This window comes from Rhizobium sp. Leaf311, assembly GCF_001423445.1.
GTDB lineage: Bacteria > Pseudomonadota > Alphaproteobacteria > Rhizobiales > Rhizobiaceae > Agrobacterium.
The window spans coordinates 29,670-46,269 of the sequence record NZ_LMNZ01000024.1 but is presented as its reverse complement, the minus strand read 5'-3'; the positions used below and the strand labels follow the sequence as shown (position 1 = coordinate 46,269).

Below are 16,600 nucleotides of genomic sequence, written 5' to 3'. Positions count from 1 at the left end.
TCTCTCTCTCTCTCTCTCTCTCTCTCTCTTAGGTCATGATGATAGGCTGTCACCTGTAGGGATGGAGGTGCTGATGAAACTAACGCGTTCGGAGCTGTTCAGGAAGGTATGTGAATTGCCACTCAGTAAACTCGGGCCGGAACTGGAGACAACAGGTGTAGCTCTGGCCGCGATTTGCAAGCAACACAAGATTCCTTATCCGGGGTCAGGATATTGGACACGGAAATCGTTGGGCCTTGCCCCTGATCTCCCTATCCTTCCAGAGGGTCCGGATGACGCAATCGAGATCGCAACGCGCCTGGTTGTCGCGCGAAAGCCGCGGGCGCCCAAGTCAGAGGGCGAACCGCCAACAAAGGTCAAAACAGGTCCGAAGCATCGTCGGTCCGCACATCATTCGTTGCTTTTCGGAGCGGAGGAACACTTTCGGAAAACCCGGGGTGCCGAAAAGAATGAGTTTCTGCGTCCGTGGAAGAGGCTGTTGCCGGATATAATATCATCACCGGAAGCGCTGCCCCGAGCCCTTGTGATCGCAAACAAGCTTTACCTGGCCTTCAGCGAAGTCGGGTTGAACGTTCAGATCGCTGGAGCTGCAGAAAATTTTTCGAGAATTCAGATCGAGGAACGCGAGTTCGAGCGTAAAGACCGTAAGTACGGGCGTTACTGTTTTGGTATGATCTGGGCTCCGGACAGGCCGACCGTAGTAGTCATCGACAACGTGCCTATCGGCTTGACCATCACGGAGATGACCGAACGCGTCACGATGAGGTACGTCAGTGGAGACTATCATCGAGAGGACAGCAAGCTCGTCAGGTCGCTGAAGAGCTGGCAGTTAACGCACTCGTGGACGACGGAACAGGATTTACCCTCAGGACGGTTCAGAATTGTTGCCTACTCCCCGAAACGCGGTGTGGACTGGACGCAGCAGTGGCAGGATTCAGCATCGGAAGAAGTGTCCGGTAAGATACCGGAAATTGTTCAGGCATTAAGGGTGGCCAAAGAAAAGCTGCTCGCAATGATGCTGGCTGAAGATGAAGCTGAGGCTAAGCGCAGGAAGGAGCAGGAAGAGGAATGGGAACGCTATCGCCGCCGTGAGGATGCCAGGCAGGTTGAGCAGGCTCTCAACGCCAGTCAGAAGCAACTTGCCGACATCATCGACAGCTGGGGGAGGGCGATGGTCGTTGAGCGTTTCTTTGCGGATGCGGAGCAGCGGCTGGCGGGCGCGGCAGAAGAGCGAAAGCAGCGACTTAAGGAAAGACTGGCGCTCGCTCGTCAGATGATGGGAAGCGTTGATCCGTTAGATTTCATCGACAGTTGGCAAGCACCAGAGGACCGATATCGCTCCAGATATGATTGATGTGAGTAGAGAAGGCCGCTCAACCTGTGCTCACAAGAAATTTTTGAGCCTGGCTTCGACCACAATTTACGATTGTTAAGGGTTTAAGGCTGAAAATGTCCCACATTAACTTTTTTCTTCCTTCCCAAGGGCAACTTCATGACACTTCAGAATTCGCCAGACGCCGTCGGCGCCGTTGGCAGCCTACTGGTGGAGGTGTCAGCGCACCACGCAGCACTGCTCCGGGCTAAATCGCTGTACAGCGAGAGGCTCGCTCCAGACTTCAATCCGCTGGACTTCATGAAAATTGATGAGTTGAACCTGTCCCGGGTCATCGCATGGCTCCTTCGGCCGCATGGTTCACACGGACAGGGTGGGGCATTCCTACAGAAGTTGCTGGCCCTCACAGGAGGAGAATGGTCACCGGAGGAATGTTCATCGGCCAAGGTTTACCTCGAGCATGTAACAGGGGACGGTCGCATTGACATCATGGTGAGATCAAATGGCCGCGTGCTTGCGATAGAGAACAAGCCCGATGCTGACGATCAGCCATATCAACTACAGCGCTACCTTCAGTATCTGGATGGGTTAAGCCTTCGGGACTATAGGCTCCTGTATCTTACACCAAACGGCACGGCTCCGAATGAAAAGAGCATCACGTTGAAAACCGCCGAAGCTCGCGTCAAAAGCGCCCACCTGCATCTTGTCTCCTATAACGCGACGATGCTGGAATGGTTATCCGCCTGCAGGGCAATCTGCAGGGCAGACCGGGTCACGGTATTTCTTGACGAAGTCTCCAGAGCTATCCGCAAAAAATTTCAAGGGGTTTCCGATATGTCGGATCAGGAACATATTACTGACGTGATGGCCGCAACTCCAAAGTCAGTGGAAGCGTCCCTGCTAATTGCCAATACTGCTCTCGCTTTGAAGACTCGGCTCGCCAGGGTACTCGAGCAGCAGCTGGGTGAGGTAATAAAGGCAAAGGGCTGGAAGTTTACTGCCGGATTCACGCCAGCGAGGTATTCCGCGATCAGGGTCGATTTCGATGAGCGGTCGCCTGTTGTTGTCAGCTTCATGTTTGATCGTGCGAACTTTAACTCACTAGCAATCGGTATTGAAAAGAGGCAGGGCGCTAAATTCCCAGGCAGCAATCTGCACCGTGCGATGAACAGTATCCTTGGTGCCAGCCACGGCGGCGCCGGAGAGGACTGGCCCTGGTGGCAAAGTTTAGGAGCCGAGAACGCTCTCTGTCCCCTTGCGAGGGATTGGGAAACAGATGTTGATGTCTGGGTGAAAATAGCCGACGGCCGCGCAACCCTCATCGCCATGTCGGCGATAGAAAAGGTAGCTGATGCCTGTTTGCGCTCGCTGGCTGATATCGAACATTTCCCGCAAAGTGTTTGACGATCAGCTGTGAGATTCGCCATCCGTGTCCTCGGACGCCCAAACTAGATTCCGGAAAGAAATGATAAGAGATAACGGACACGATCTGCGAGCGAGCTTTGATATCGAAGGTGAAGATGAAAATTTTGTCATCACGTTCCATTCCCGGGGCGGCACGGGTGATGAAGCACGAAACCCGGACTATATTCCCGGTCTTAAGGTTCTCCTGCACCGCCTAGCCTCGGTCGACGTAACGATGAGGCAAGTTCACCTTGACAGCGGTCCTGCAAGGAAGGCCGTCAATGCGGGGTTGATGTTCCGGCATCAACTCCTGCTTCCGGAGACTTCTGAACTGGACCTCGCTCGGCTTGATACTGATGAGCTTTGCAAGCACATTTCGCGAGAGCAGAAATCCATAAAAGTTGTGACCGGCGAAGAAGTTGCCAAGACGGACTCTCCCGGCAATGGCACGCGCAGGATACGGCTTGAGATTTCAGTTCCCGGTTTCAGGTCTGCGGAAAGTCTGAACGCGTTTCTGACGTTTGGTGACGACGTTGATGTCCAGCGCCTGCAAATGACAATCGTTGAAAGCGGCTGGCAGGAGTGGTTTATGCTTTGGCATTCGATGCTGCGAACCGGAGAGGATATCGGCAAAGACAGATACTACTTCCCCTCCGCGGACATACGTGTCCAGATCGTGGAGAGTGAGGATGGCAGCATTCCAAAAACACGGTTCGGTATTGGAAGGTCAGGCAGGGACTGGATTGTTGAGATCAATCCACCCAAGGACGCCAGCACGGAAGATCGCCTCGGCACTGTCGCGATTGATCAAGATGGTCGGCGTTGGCTGCTTCGTCAGGGCGTTTTGCACAAGAACCGGTTGAGCGGCCGAATAGATAAGGAATTTTGCCAGCTCACGAGCCTGAGGCCCGTTGAGGTTAAAGCTGCCAAGCGTAGCTGGTACCCTGTTGAGCTTCTGGACAGATCATCCGTAGATTTACCTGTTGGAACTCTGGAGTTTGTAAAGCGGTGCGCCATTGCACGGTCCCCAGGCGACGAGATGCAAGTCAGCGGCTCCATAATATACGGAGCTCCGGAAATCGCCGGATCATATCTGCAGAAGGCTGCTTATCGAGCCGAGCGGGAAGTCCTGCGCAAGCAGGGTTATGTCTGGGAAGCACTCAAGGAAATAGCTGATCAAAATAAAGCTGATCTTACAAAGCCCAGCCATGCCGCAGGTTATGAGGTAGATGGTCTGTTGAAAACCGATGATTTGCGATTTCTGCTAGAGATCAAAACGACTGCGTTTGCATCGGACATTTACACTGGTGTCGGACAGCTTCATCTATACGATCATATGATCAACGGGGTGAAAGGGGCAATCAAAGTGCTGCTTCTTCCTCGCGCGCCTCAATATCAAATAACGGAGGCTGTATTGGCGGCCAATATTACGGTCCTTTTGTATGACTTCAGCTATCGAAAGGACGCCTTGGTCGTCACATTTCCGGCGGCAACGCGCGCATTTTTCGGATTTCGTTTACCGTAAAACGTCAGAACGCTAATATCGCTGCGGCAGTGTCGCAGTTTTCGAGCCAAATTGTTGCTTGAGTACCCTCCAAAAATGACGTTGGACCGACGATCTTTTGTTGAAGAACAAATATAGAACATAGATTGATAACTAGGAAGCTTTCTGTCATTTTGTCACAAATTGACCCAGCAGCGATTCGAGGACATCATGCGCCACAATACCCGCTCAGAATTTACAGCTCTTCGGGAGAAGGCGGGAATGACCTTAGCGCAGGCGGCTGAATTACTGGATGTCTCATTGAGGACTGCCAGGCGATATGAAGATGGTGAGAGCCAGCCTAGGCGACTTGAGATAAAGGCGCTCGAAAGGATCGTGCAGCAGGGATCCACGGAACCGCCGACGCAGTTTCGGTTCATCGACCTGTTTGCCGGGATCGGTGGTCTGCGTCTGGGTTTCGAAAGCATTGGTGGCTACTGTGCCTTTACATCAGAATGGGATCCATACAGCCAGAAAACTTACGCCCTCAACTATCGTGACAATCACCAGATCGGCGGCGATATTCGCGAGTTCTCAACTGATCCCGGAAAAATTCCTGAGCATGACGTCTTGCTCGCTGGCTTTCCGTGTCAGCCATTTTCGATCGCCGGTGTTTCCAAGAAAAATGCGCTGGGACGTCCCCACGGCTTCCTTTGCGATACCCAGGGAACACTATTTTTCGATACGGCTCAGATAATCGCGCATCACCGACCTGCCGCATTCGTGCTGGAAAATGTGAAAAATCTGGAACGTCACGATGGTGGGCGCACGTTTGCTACTATTATGAATGTTCTTGCAAATGAGCTGGGCTACCATGTTCAACACAGGGTGATAAGCTCCGAACCATGGGTGCCACAAAAGCGAGAGCGGGTTTTTATTGTTGGCTTCAGAGAGCCGACAGATTTCGATTTCAAGTCGCTTATTGTTCCGGACCCAAAGAATGGCCCCAAGCTGGGCAGCATTCTTGAGCCGCACGAGGAAGTCGATCCGAAATATACCCTGACGCCACGACTCTGGGAGTATCTTCAGAACTATAAGGCCAAACACCAGTCCAAGGGCAACGGCTTTGGCTTCAGCCTCTTCGGTCCCAATGACGTTACCCGGACGTTGTCCGCGCGTTACTACAAAGATGGTTCCGAAGTTCTGGTCGAGCAGCCGGGCAAAAGACCGCGGCGCCTGACCCCACTCGAATGTGCTCGCCTGATGGGTTTTGATCGGGGCGACCGGCGTTTCAAGATTGCTGTTTCTGACACCCAGGCTTACAGGCAGTTTGGAAACGCTGTCGTGGTGCCTGTTGTGGAATTTGTTGCGCAGGCCATGGAAAGGCACATCATGGCGGCACTTCGAAAGGCCGAGCATGAGCCAGTGCTCATCTCGGCAATTCGTTCTGTGACCAGACCACAAAGGGTGTCGATGACTGCGAATGGCTGATATTGTTTCTCCCGAGACCAGAAGTCGGATGATGTCCGGTATCCGGGGCAAAAACACAAAACCGGAAATGATCGTGAGACGAGGACTTCACGGTCTCGGGTTCCGTTTCCGTCTGCACGACAATCGTCTTCCCGGGAAGCCGGATCTTGTGTTCCCCAGATACCGGGCAGTGATATTTGTGCACGGCTGTTTCTGGCACGGTCATGATTGTCATCTCTTCAAGTGGCCTTCAAGTCGGCCGGAGTTCTGGTTCGCCAAAATCAATCGGAACAGAGAAGTTGACGACCGCTCGCAAGTCGTTCTCGCACAGAATGGATGGCGCCAATGCATAGTCTGGGAGTGCGCCATAAAGGGAAGAACTAGGCTTCCTCTTGAGGATCTCATTGCCGAGTGCGCACTCTGGCTCAGGGCTGATGCGCCGAAACTGGAAATCCGGGGGCGGAGCGCATGAAAAGGGGATTTCTTTCAGACTATTTTCAAGGGATCGTCGTCAAACGGCTCAGCGCAGTTGAGACAACTCCTGCAAACTCCAATCAGCATGAATTCAACGGCTCTGCTTCGCTTCGACACCTCCTGGGTGATGACGATCGTAAAAACATCCCCACACGCTTTATCTGGCTGGGTGAAGAGCAGGAAGCCATTACCGTAGAGGGCATGATCAGCTGGTATGACGCAAGGAGAAGCCACCCAACACGTACCGAGTACCGCCTTTACTACTACGGAAATGAAATCACCAGTATGATGTCTTCTGGTGACGTCTTCTTTCTGGCCATATGTCGGGATGGATCGGCACTAGTTATTGTGACCCCGTCAGACACGACCATCCAGAACCAGCTTGCCTGGCTGTTCGGCCTTTACGAACAGCCAGAGTTCCAGTTCGCATTCCAGCAGGTGAAAGGCAACAATGACGCGGAGCTTGACTTTGCAGCTCGCTATATTCTCGACGAGCTTGGGCTTGATGTTGAAGAGCCAGAAGCTGACAGGCTCGACACGTTAATCGAGCCCTTCGGCCTAAAATTTCCCGGAACGAGAGAGTTTTCGCGTCTTGCCCGGACATCACTTCCAGAAGTCTCGGCGCGCGATGATGCTGACGGTGCTTTGGTAGCGTGGATGGATCGTGAGGAACAGCTGTTCCGCAGGCTGGAAAGGCGGATCGTCGCAGAGCGGATCGGCAGCGGTTTTCAGGCAGCCGATGGCGCTGATGTCGATGGCTTCCTCAGTTTTTCTCTCAGTGTTCAGAATCGCCGTAAATCCCGCGCCGGCTCAGCCCTTGAAAACCATCTTGAGGCAGTCTTCACTGATCATGGAATTTCTTACGCAAGGGGGGCTGAAACCGAGAATCGGAACAAGCCGGATTTTCTTTTCCCGGGCCAGACTGAATATCACGACGTTAATTTTCCTTCAGAGCGGTTGACGATGCTTGGATCAAAATCGACGCTAAAGGATCGCTGGCGCCAAGTGCTTTCTGAAGCACAGCGAGTTCCCGAAAAGCATCTGCTGACGCTTGAGCCTGGCCTTTCGGAAAATCAGACCGCGGAGATGCAAGCGAAGCAAATACAATTGGTCATTCCCAAGAGTATCCAGATGTCCTTTCGGCGAGCACAGCGTGATTGGCTTATAAGCGTGAAGGACTTCATTGGTCTGGTCAGAAGTCGACAGGCACAACAGTAATAAGACAGATCGAATTACGGGAATTGTTTTTTAATTTAGACAATGTAGAGATGTGAAAGGGGACGGGTCAGCAGGGGGAATCACGTGGAAGCAAAGGTCTCGACGGGAATTGTTGGACGCCTACGGTGAGTACTCGTGTTCTCGAACCATCATCCTTGTTCACTGGTATTTCTCCGTTGTTTCGCCTTGCGTTGATAAAAGGCGAGGAAGCATCCGTTCTGCTTCATCTGCGTCGAAACGCTCCGGTGAACGGAAGGGACGGTCACGGCAGAACCCCATTAATGATAGCTGCGACAAGCGGCCGGTCTGACATTTGCGACTTGCTTCTCCTCGAGGGCGCTGATGTATACCTTAGCGATGCTGAGGGTTGCACTGCGATCGACCTCGCCAAGAGATATGGCCATCATTCTATCGCTTCAAGTCTTCAGGCCAAGGTTGGCTTGCCGCCGCCTGCGGTCTCTGACACAGCTTCAGCCACTGATGAGGGCGGATCTTACCTTGAAGGCTGGGAGGCCGAGGAAGAGTTTCACGCGCCCTTTGACAGTCGTGTGGCCGATGTGGATGTCATTGCGTTGCAGGTTGCCATTGCATCACATCGGGTGACCCGTGAGCGTGACGAGTGGGAACTAGCCGATATATTCCTGCCAACCAGCGGCACTGAAAGACCCATAGCCGCAATCCCGCAGAAGGTTCACGCATTGATTGCGAGCGGTCTCGCCGCTGGATGGCTTACTGACGATGATCTTAGTGCTGCATGGACACGAGCCAGTCCCGAGCATATCCGTCAATTGCGTCAGTTACTCGCGGCGGCGAACGTGAGGGTTTTTCCTGCCCGACCCGGGAATCCTTTCCAATCCATCAGTAAAGTGGAACCCGTAAGCCGGGATCTCCAGCTCTGCCAAGAGATTTTCGACAATCTGCGAGAAACGTGCGCCAGCTCGTTGAATACTGCTGACAAGTACAAAATTGAGATTGCCGACTTCGGACCGTTCAGCCCCGATCGCGAGGCCAGAATTTTCGGAAAGCTCGCTGATGCCCGGACGCGGCTCGTGGATGCGTTCACCAGGCTTCTGAATGTAAACCCTTTGGCCCAACAGAACAATCTTCTGCTAACCCAAGAGGGTGCGGACGACTTTACGGACGAGGCTGATGAAGACAGCGATATTCTGAAGACCGGAGATGATGAGAGTTCCGAAACGAATGCCGGCGAACCCTCGGCACCTGAGCTTTTCCTCCGAGATTTTATTAAGCTTTCTAATGAGCTCGAGCAAAAGTATTCGGACGCGGACGACCTTAGAAATCTCAGACTGGCACTCGATAACTACCGGAGAGCCAGAGATCGGGGCATGGAAGGAGGACTGAAGCTGGTGCCTTGGCTGGCGTACCGGTACCGCAGAAGAGGATTACCCGTCGAAGACCTCATCCAAGAGGGTAACATCGGGCTGATGCGGGCGGTGGAAAAGTTTGACAGCATCAAAGGCAGCAGGTTCGGGTCATATGCGGTTTGGTGGATACGGCAGGCCATGTTGCGGGCTATCGAAGACCAGTCTCGCCTCATACGCGTACCGGTTCATATTGGTGAGTTTGTACGGAAAACGGAACGCATCCGGCAACGAACACGAGCCGCGCTCGGCCGCGAGGCGGGGATCGAAGAGATTGCGGGCGAACTGGAGGTTTCTCCCTTAAAGATCAAGAATGTCCTCGCTATCCCGGGTTCCCCCTTCCCGCCCATTTCGCGATCGCGAATTGACGACAGCATCCCTTCCCCCGATCGCCGTCATGATTTGTCAAACTTGCGTGCATTGACGAGCGAAATGCTTCTGCAGTTGCCAGCGCGGACGGAGCGGGTGCTTCGCCTCCGTTTCGGAATGGGAGGCGTTGAGGAGCACACGCTCGAAGAGGTAGGAGAAAAATTCGACGTGACCCGAGAACGCATCCGGCAGATCGAGGCAAAGGGCTTACGCGTGCTCCGGCACCCTAACAGGTCAAAGAAGCTGGAGGCGTTCCTTTGAGTGAACCAATCAGAGGAACGCGCAATGCGCCGCCGCGCGCCAGTGCCATGATCGAGGCGCTGCGTGGCTTGGGCTACTCTGCAGCCACAGCGCTTGCTGACATCATTGATAACAGTATTGCAGCCCATGCCACGACGGTCGACCTCACGTTCGTCTGGAATGGCACATCGAGTGCCATTTCCATTCTCGACAATGGCGATGGAATGGATGATGTTCTTCTCGACCGTGCGATGCGCCTCGGTGAAAGAAGCCCTCTCGAACAGCGCAGTGGCAGCGATCTGGGCCGGTTCGGCCTCGGCTTGAAAACTGCCTCGTTTTCGCAGGCACGACGCCTCACCGTGGCATCACGAAGAGACAATATTACCAGCACACTCAGGTGGGACCTTGATGTTCTACGCGACGACAGAAGCGGCTCTTGGTCCCTTTTAGAAGGACCGGCGGATGGATCAGCGTCGCTCCTCGAAAACCTGGAACTGCTCGATCATGGCACGCTCGTACTTTGGGAGAATATGGACCGCATTGTTCCGCGCGGCGCAAGGTCACAGGATTTTCTTGAGGTCATTGATGTCATCGAGAAACATCTGGCGATGGTTTTTCATCGGTACCTCGCCTCACGCAAGCTGGCGATCCGTATCAACAGCAAGCCCGTTCAGGCATGGGACCCTTTTCTCGAAAGCCGCGCGGACACCTGGCGCTCCGGCCGCGACAGGTTTTCTGTCAACGGTTACGAAATAGCGGTTGAAGGGTTTGTTCTTCCGCACAAGGATCGTCTTCCGGAGAAAACCTGGACCGATGCGGCTGGCCCCGATGGCTGGACATCGCAGCAAGGCTTTTACGTTTATCGGAACGAACGCCTCCTCGTAGCAGGGCACTGGCTTGGACTTGGTCGCGGCCGTTCCTGGACAAAGGAGGAGCCCTTTCGTCTTGCACGGATCAAGCTCGATATCCCGAACAGCGCCGATGAAGACTGGAAGATCGACATCCGAAAGTCGACAGCACGACCTCCATTGGAGGCCCGTCCCCGACTGTCCCTGTTTGCCGAAGATGTGCGCCAACGGGCACGCAAAGTGTTTGCGTTCCGCGGCAAACCGGATCGAAGCGCCAGGGGGGGGCCTGTCGCACCTGCGTGGCGCGCAGATCGTTTGTCCGGTGGTATCCGATACAGGATAGATGAGAACCATACCGCGGTAGCCGCAGTGCTCGAGCAGGGGGGGGCGATGCGGGCCGACGTCCTGGCAATGCTCCGGATTATAGAGGAAACGGTCCCGGTTCAACAGATCTGGCTTGATACGGCGGAGGCAAAAGACACACCGAAGACCGGCTTCGACGGGACACCGCCGGAAGAGCTGATATCCATCATGCAGACGGTATTCAATAATCTCGTGAGCCGAAAGGGCCTTTCAGAGGAACAGGCTCGGCGGCAAATGGCTGTAACCGAGCCGTTCGATTCTTGGTCCGCATTTGTCGAAACACTCACGTTTAAACCGAAGGAATAGTTTTTTGAGCAACGAAAAAGTTGTCAAGTTTGCCCAGGAACTTCTGATGGAAGAAGAGCGAAGCGCGATCAGCCCCGCTTTGATCAGTACAAAGATCGATCAGGTTCTGATGTTCAAACCGGCTTGGAAGGATGGACTGGATCGCGACGCTGCCATCAATGAACTGGTGCGCCGTTTCAGCATATGGGTAGGCGCAGATTCCACGATACAGAACGACGAGGGTCACAAAGCCTGGCTCAACGCAGGTCGTAAAGGCGACTGGCGCTACTGGCAACGGTACCGGGAATATCTTGAAGGTAAGATGTCGGTTGTCGCAGTGGAAGGGCTCGACCGATCAACAGACACCATACTTGGCATGCTCGAAGACCCTGCACGTGACGGGCCGTGGGATCGGCGCGGCCTTGTGGTTGGCCATGTCCAGTCAGGCAAGACAGGAAACTATACCGGGCTCGTCTGCAAGGCGGCCGACGCAGGTTACAAGATCATTATCGTCCTTGCCGGCCTCCACAATAATCTCCGATCCCAGACACAGATGCGCCTCGATGAGGGTTTTCTCGGTTATGAGACCCGACCGATTGCTGATGATATCCGTGAGATCGGTGTTGGCCTCATTGACAGGGATCCGTCCATCAGGCCGAACTATGTTACAAACCGAACCAATAACGGGGACTTTAGTACGGCCCGGGCCAATACGCTCGGAATATCGCCGGAACAGCGCCCTTGGTTGTTCGTCATCAAGAAAAACAAGACTGTTCTGGAGCGCCTGCTCGCCTGGATTCGACATCACGTCGCAGATGGTCAGGATGAGAACGGGCGCCGGATTGTGCAGCGGCTTCCTCTTCTGCTGATTGACGATGAAGCTGACCACGCTTCCGTCGATACGGGAGAGCAAGTTTTCGGCGAGGATGGAGTACCCGACGAGGATCATCAGCCGACTGCCATCAACAGTCTTACCCGCAAGATCCTTCATACTTTTACGCGATCAGCCTATGTCGGATATACTGCAACCCCGTTTGCTAATATTTTTATTCACGAAAGAGGACAGACCAGAGAGGAAGGTCCCGATCTTTTCCCGTCGGCGTTTATAGCGAACCTCGCAGCCCCTTCCAGTTATGTCGGCCCAGCACAGATCTTCGGATTGCAGTCGACGTCAGGGCGGACCCCGGGGCTGCCCCTGTTCCGGCCTGTCGCAGATCACACCGGCGAAGATGGCAAGGGCGGCTGGATGCCGCACACACACAAGAATGGCTACGTGCCTCTGACAGGCAACGAAAGTGGCCTGCCACTGACACTTGAACAGGCAATTGACTCGTTTCTCATCGCCTGTGCAGTCCGTGATCTGAGGGGCCAAGGCGATGCGCATTCCTCGATGCTCGTCCATGTGACGCGATTTACCTCTGTGCAGAGGTACGTCCACGAGAGGGTAGAAAATTACGTTTCCGGGCTGAAGCAGCAACTTAACCGTCGGATAGGCCATGAGGAGGCTGTTGCGCGCCTCGAGCAGCTTTGGGTGACGGATTTCGTGCCGACAAGCGTCACAGCGAAGTCAGAATTTCCGATTTTCGCAGACGACGCTGACCTGCCTGCGTGGTCAGAAGTGTTGGAGACAATCACCCAGATCATTGCCGACGTTGACGTCAGAATGATCAATGGTACGGCGAAGGACGCGCTGGATTATGCCGACCACCAGGGCCAAGGTATGAAGGTCATCGCGATCGGCGGGGACAAGTTGTCCCGAGGCCTCACTCTCGAAGGCCTTTGCACGAGTTATTTCCTGCGGACCTCCAAGATGTATGACACTTTGATGCAGATGGGCAGATGGTTCGGTTATCGGCCGGGTTACATCGATCTGTGCCGGCTGTACACCACTAACGAACTTGCTGACTGGTTCGGGCATATTGCAGACGCGGCCGAAGAGTTGCGTGAGGAGTTCGATCTGATGGCCGCAGCGGGCTCAACACCGCGGGACTACGGGCTGAAGGTCCAGTCCCATCCCGTGCTTCTCGTGACATCACGGCTCAAGATGCGATCAGCACGAAGCCTCATGCTATCATTCAGTGGGCAGGTGTCAGAAACCGTATCGCTTTTTTCCGAGAAGGGCGTTTTGCAACGAAATTTCGACGCCACAGCAAGCTTGGTGCGCCAGCTCGGTCAAGGCGAAGATGACCCGATTCGACAGCGTGGCAACAGCACGTCTCAATGGAAGGGCCGCCTATGGAATAATGTTCCTGCAGCACAGGTCATCGAATTTCTTAGCTCATACAAAACTCATCCTGACGCCTACAAAGTAAATGCCGTCTTGCTTGCTGAGTTTATCACCCGGATGAACATAGACGGAGAGCTTACCAGCTGGACTGTGGCAGTAATCGGCGGCGGACGTGGAAAGTCCCTCTCTTTGACAGAGAACTTTGAAATTCAGATGGCGAGGCGCACGGCTGAGGGGCCTGGCACCCGATATTCGATCGGGCGGTTGCTTTCACCGCGGGATGAGGCGATCGATCTGTCCGGAGAAGAATGGGATGCAGCCCTTGATGTTACAAGGAAGAGCTGGAAGCCTGACCCAGCCCGGCCAAAATCCACGGAAGCACCCGATGAGCCATCCGGTCCGTCAATCCGCAAAATTCGGGGGGACGGTCATCCCGAGCGAGGATTGTTGCTTCTGTATGTCCTCGACCCTGCAGAGGCCGGGCTCCACATTGATCCGCTCCTCCCCCCTGTGGTGGCGTTCGGTATCAGCTTTCCGTCCAGTCAGTCGGGTGCGAAGGTCGAGTACAAGGTCAACAACGTTGCATGGACACAGGAGTACGGCGGTGCTGACTGATACTGATGAGCTGGAAACTGCATGGCGTGCGCTCGCGGGCCAAACCGCCGACAAGGGCTGGCTGACCGTAGCACTCGGTCACTCCAGCCCGCGGTTCAGGGGTGGCATTGTTTTCCCCGAGGGAGGGGAAACTCTTCTTGTAGGTTTCAACGTTGGTTCAGAAATCCGGAAGGCCGATCTTCCTGAAGGAACCGGCTTCCGCGTCGCAATCTCAAAAGAGACTTTTTCGGCTGGTTTCGACACCTGGTTATGCCTGACGCGTCAATCCGGCGCCGGTCGTGATCTGTTCGTTCAGATGGCAGCCGATATCGTTTCTGCACTCTCTCGCGCCACGACACAGTCCGATCCCTGGCTTTTGAGCCTCATGCTGGCCAGGATCCGGGCATGGCAGGAATTTATGCGTAAACCACGCACCGACCTCCTGTGTCCCGAAGAGGAGCTTGGTCTGTTTGGCGAGCTCACTTTCATGCGGGAAGCAATCGCCGGCGGAGCAGCCGTTGCAGATGTGGTTCATGCATGGAACGGTCCTTCAGGAAGCCTCCAGGATTTCCAGACTGCTGTGATCGGTGTCGAGGTCAAGGCAACGTTGTCGGCGAACAGCTTTTCTGCACACATCAGCTCATTGGAACAGCTGGACGGAATGAGAGAACGGGCCATTCTTCTTGCCGCCATCCGGTTCAGTCTGCATGAAGGGGGCGAGACTCTTACCGAGCTGATTGGTGCAATGAGAAAACTCGCTGCCGACGGAGGTGTGGCCTCCACACTTAATCGGATGCTTATGCTGTCCGGTTTTGGGGATGAAGTTGCGGAGCTCTATAAACGCCGGTTTTCCGCCATCGATACGCGTCTTTTCGAGGTGAACGAAACTTTTCCCGCACTGGTACGCAGCAGGACAACCCCGGAGATCCGTGCTGCAGAGTATGAAATTGATCTTGATCTCGTCGCTTGCGTCCCTCTGACGCTTGAAGCCGCGTTGCAGCAATATGGAGTTTTCAGCGAATGACACTTGAGGAATTTCTTGTTCAGACACAGTCGGAGGTGCGGTCCATGGTATCTGACCGGATGGTGGCTGGAACCTATCTCAAGGATGAAGCCGCATTTACTGACGTTGTCATGCAGCATATGGCAGAATGCGGAATGACGTTCGATCCGCGGGTCCTGCATATCGAGCGCACTGTCTCCAATTCTAAGCTGAAGCTCAACGGATACGCGGTCTCGGACGACGCTGATCAGGTAGATCTGTTCGTCACCCTCTATGATGGAGTCGATATTGTTCAGCCTATTGCCGACGCGGACGTCGTGAGAGCCGCGGAACAATGCCTCAAATTTCTGGGAAAATCTGCCGACGGTAAACTCGTGGCAGCGATCGACCCCTCCGATGACGCTTATGAGTTCAGCCTTACGATCAAGGATTGCTACGAGGATCTCGAGCAGATCAGGGTTTACATTCTGACGGACCGCCAGGCGAAAACGCGCGCCTTCAAGCCCCGAGATGTCGCAGGGAAATCAGTCCGGCTCGAGGTTATGGATATCGAACGTCTCCACCGTCACTGGTCCGAAGGCAAACCACGTGACGAGCTTGTGGTCAGCTTCGAGGAAGTCTGTGGCTCTCCCCTGCCGTGTGTCTATGTCCCGGGCGAAAACGAGGAATACGACTACGCGCTCACCGCAATTCCGGGTGCGACGCTGCGGCTGCTGTATGAGCGTTACGGGGCCAGGCTACTGGAAGCCAACGTGCGGTCATTTCTCAGCCAGACCGGCAAGGTTAACAAAGGCATCCGGGATACGCTCCGTGATGCACCCGAACGCTTCATGGCCTACAATAATGGCATTGTATTGATTGCTGACGAGGCGAGCCTTGCGCGCGCTGCCGACGGATCAACGGGGCTCGCTTGGCTAAAGGGTATGCAGATAGTCAATGGAGGGCAGACTACAGCATCAATTTATTTCACCAAGCGTAAGCATCCTGACATTGATCTCACTCGCGTACGCGTGCCGGCAAAGGTTATCATTCTGCATTCCCACAACCCTGACGCAGAGGAGATGCTGATTAGCGATATCTCGCGATACGCAAACAGTCAGAACGCAGTGAAAGTCTCGGACCTTTCGGCAAACAAGCCTTTTCATGTCGAACTGGAGAAACTTGCACTCTCGACGTATTGCCCGGACGGTACGAGCAGGTGGTTCTATGAGCGTGCGGCTGGAAGCTATAACGTAATGCTTGCGCGTGAGGGGACGACGCAGGCGAGGCTGCGGCAGCTCAAGGAAGCTATTCCACCCGGTAGGAGGATCACGAAGACCGATTTGGCGAAATACATTCAAGCCTGGAGCCGGAAACCACAGATCGTTTCGCTCGGAAACCAGAAGAACTTTGATCGCTTTATGTCTGATGATGACACTGTCACGGCAGTGATCCCAGACGTCACCCGTTACAAGCAGGCGATCGCGCAGACTATCTTGTTCCGAACAGTCCAGAAGATTGTCCGGGCCGGGGGATTTCAGGCGTACCAGGCAAACATCGCCGCTTACACTGTCGCCGCGTTGTCTGAAGTTGCGGGCAGCCGGTTGTCCTTGGATAGCATCTGGCAAAAGCAGGGGCTGTCATCGGAGCTTTCCGGTTACATCATTAAGCTGGCCGCACGCGTGAATGATATTCTAAGGGACGATGCGGGTGCCCGACAGGTATCGGAGTGGGCCAAAAAGGACGAATGCTGGGACAGCCTGAAAGCTTCGTCGTTGCCGCCGATTTCCACCGATGTCCCTGAAATCTCTCGTAATCATCCATGACAAGCGGGGTACTATCACCGTCGTTCAGTGGTGCTGTGTTTAAACGCTTAAGCGCAGTCGAGACGGACATTACGCGGTCCAACCAACATGAGTTCAACGGGT

The 16,600-nt window shown here is 54.4% G+C and carries 11 protein-coding genes; all 11 read left to right on the top strand.

The genetic code is table 11. The features are described 5' to 3' along the window. Nucleotides 1-1,354, top strand: a 1,354-nt coding sequence (locus ASF69_RS21545; RefSeq protein WP_244475552.1) for a hypothetical protein, incomplete at its 5' end; no start/stop codon positions are given. A gap of 138 nt (nt 1,355-1,492) precedes the next feature. Then, nucleotides 1,493-2,737 carry a PD-(D/E)XK nuclease family protein gene (locus ASF69_RS21540; protein WP_062590529.1) on the top strand — a complete coding sequence of 415 codons (1,245 nt, stop codon included), beginning with the start codon at nt 1,493-1,495 and terminating at the stop codon, nt 2,735-2,737. Nucleotides 2,738-2,798: 61 nt separating this feature from the next. Continuing rightward, nucleotides 2,799-4,262, top strand: a complete 1,464-nt coding sequence (locus ASF69_RS21535; RefSeq protein ID WP_062590527.1) for a hypothetical protein — start codon at nt 2,799-2,801, stop codon at nt 4,260-4,262. Between the two features lie 189 nt (nt 4,263-4,451). Next, on the top strand, nt 4,452-5,711 hold the full coding sequence (dcm, locus tag ASF69_RS21530; protein WP_082469843.1) for a DNA (cytosine-5-)-methyltransferase: 1,260 nt from the start codon (nt 4,452-4,454) through the stop codon (nt 5,709-5,711). Then, nucleotides 5,704-6,162 (top strand): very short patch repair endonuclease, encoded by a 459-nt coding sequence (locus ASF69_RS21525; RefSeq protein WP_062590524.1) that lies wholly within the window; start codon nt 5,704-5,706, stop codon nt 6,160-6,162. The genes dcm and ASF69_RS21525 overlap by 8 nt, the downstream gene beginning before the upstream one ends. After that, nucleotides 6,159-7,382: a type II restriction endonuclease gene (locus ASF69_RS21520; RefSeq protein WP_062590523.1), complete on the top strand. Its 1,224-nt coding sequence runs from the start codon at nt 6,159-6,161 to the stop codon at nt 7,380-7,382. Before ASF69_RS21525 ends, ASF69_RS21520 begins: the two co-directional genes overlap by 4 nt. A 125-nt stretch (nt 7,383-7,507) precedes the next feature. After that, nucleotides 7,508-9,394, top strand: coding sequence for a sigma-70 family RNA polymerase sigma factor (locus ASF69_RS21515; RefSeq protein WP_082469822.1), 1,887 nt, complete (start codon nt 7,508-7,510; stop codon nt 9,392-9,394). Beyond that, the gene (locus ASF69_RS21510; RefSeq protein WP_244475551.1) at nt 9,391-10,890 is read left to right on the top strand and encodes an ATP-binding protein; all 1,500 of its coding nucleotides are present in this window, start codon (nt 9,391-9,393) and stop codon (nt 10,888-10,890) included. Before ASF69_RS21515 ends, ASF69_RS21510 begins: the two co-directional genes overlap by 4 nt. 46 nt (nt 10,891-10,936) lie before the next feature. After that, nucleotides 10,937-13,711, top strand: a complete 2,775-nt coding sequence (locus ASF69_RS21505; protein ID WP_244475550.1) for a Z1 domain-containing protein — start codon at nt 10,937-10,939, stop codon at nt 13,709-13,711. After that, complete coding sequence (locus ASF69_RS21500; protein WP_162238105.1) at nt 13,677-14,714, top strand: PD-(D/E)XK motif protein; 1,038 nt, start codon at nt 13,677-13,679, stop codon at nt 14,712-14,714. Before ASF69_RS21505 ends, ASF69_RS21500 begins: the two co-directional genes overlap by 35 nt. After that, on the top strand, nt 14,711-16,498 hold the full coding sequence (locus ASF69_RS21495; protein WP_062590515.1) for an AIPR family protein: 1,788 nt from the start codon (nt 14,711-14,713) through the stop codon (nt 16,496-16,498). Before ASF69_RS21500 ends, ASF69_RS21495 begins: the two co-directional genes overlap by 4 nt. Nucleotides 16,499-16,600: the final 102 nt, after the last annotated feature.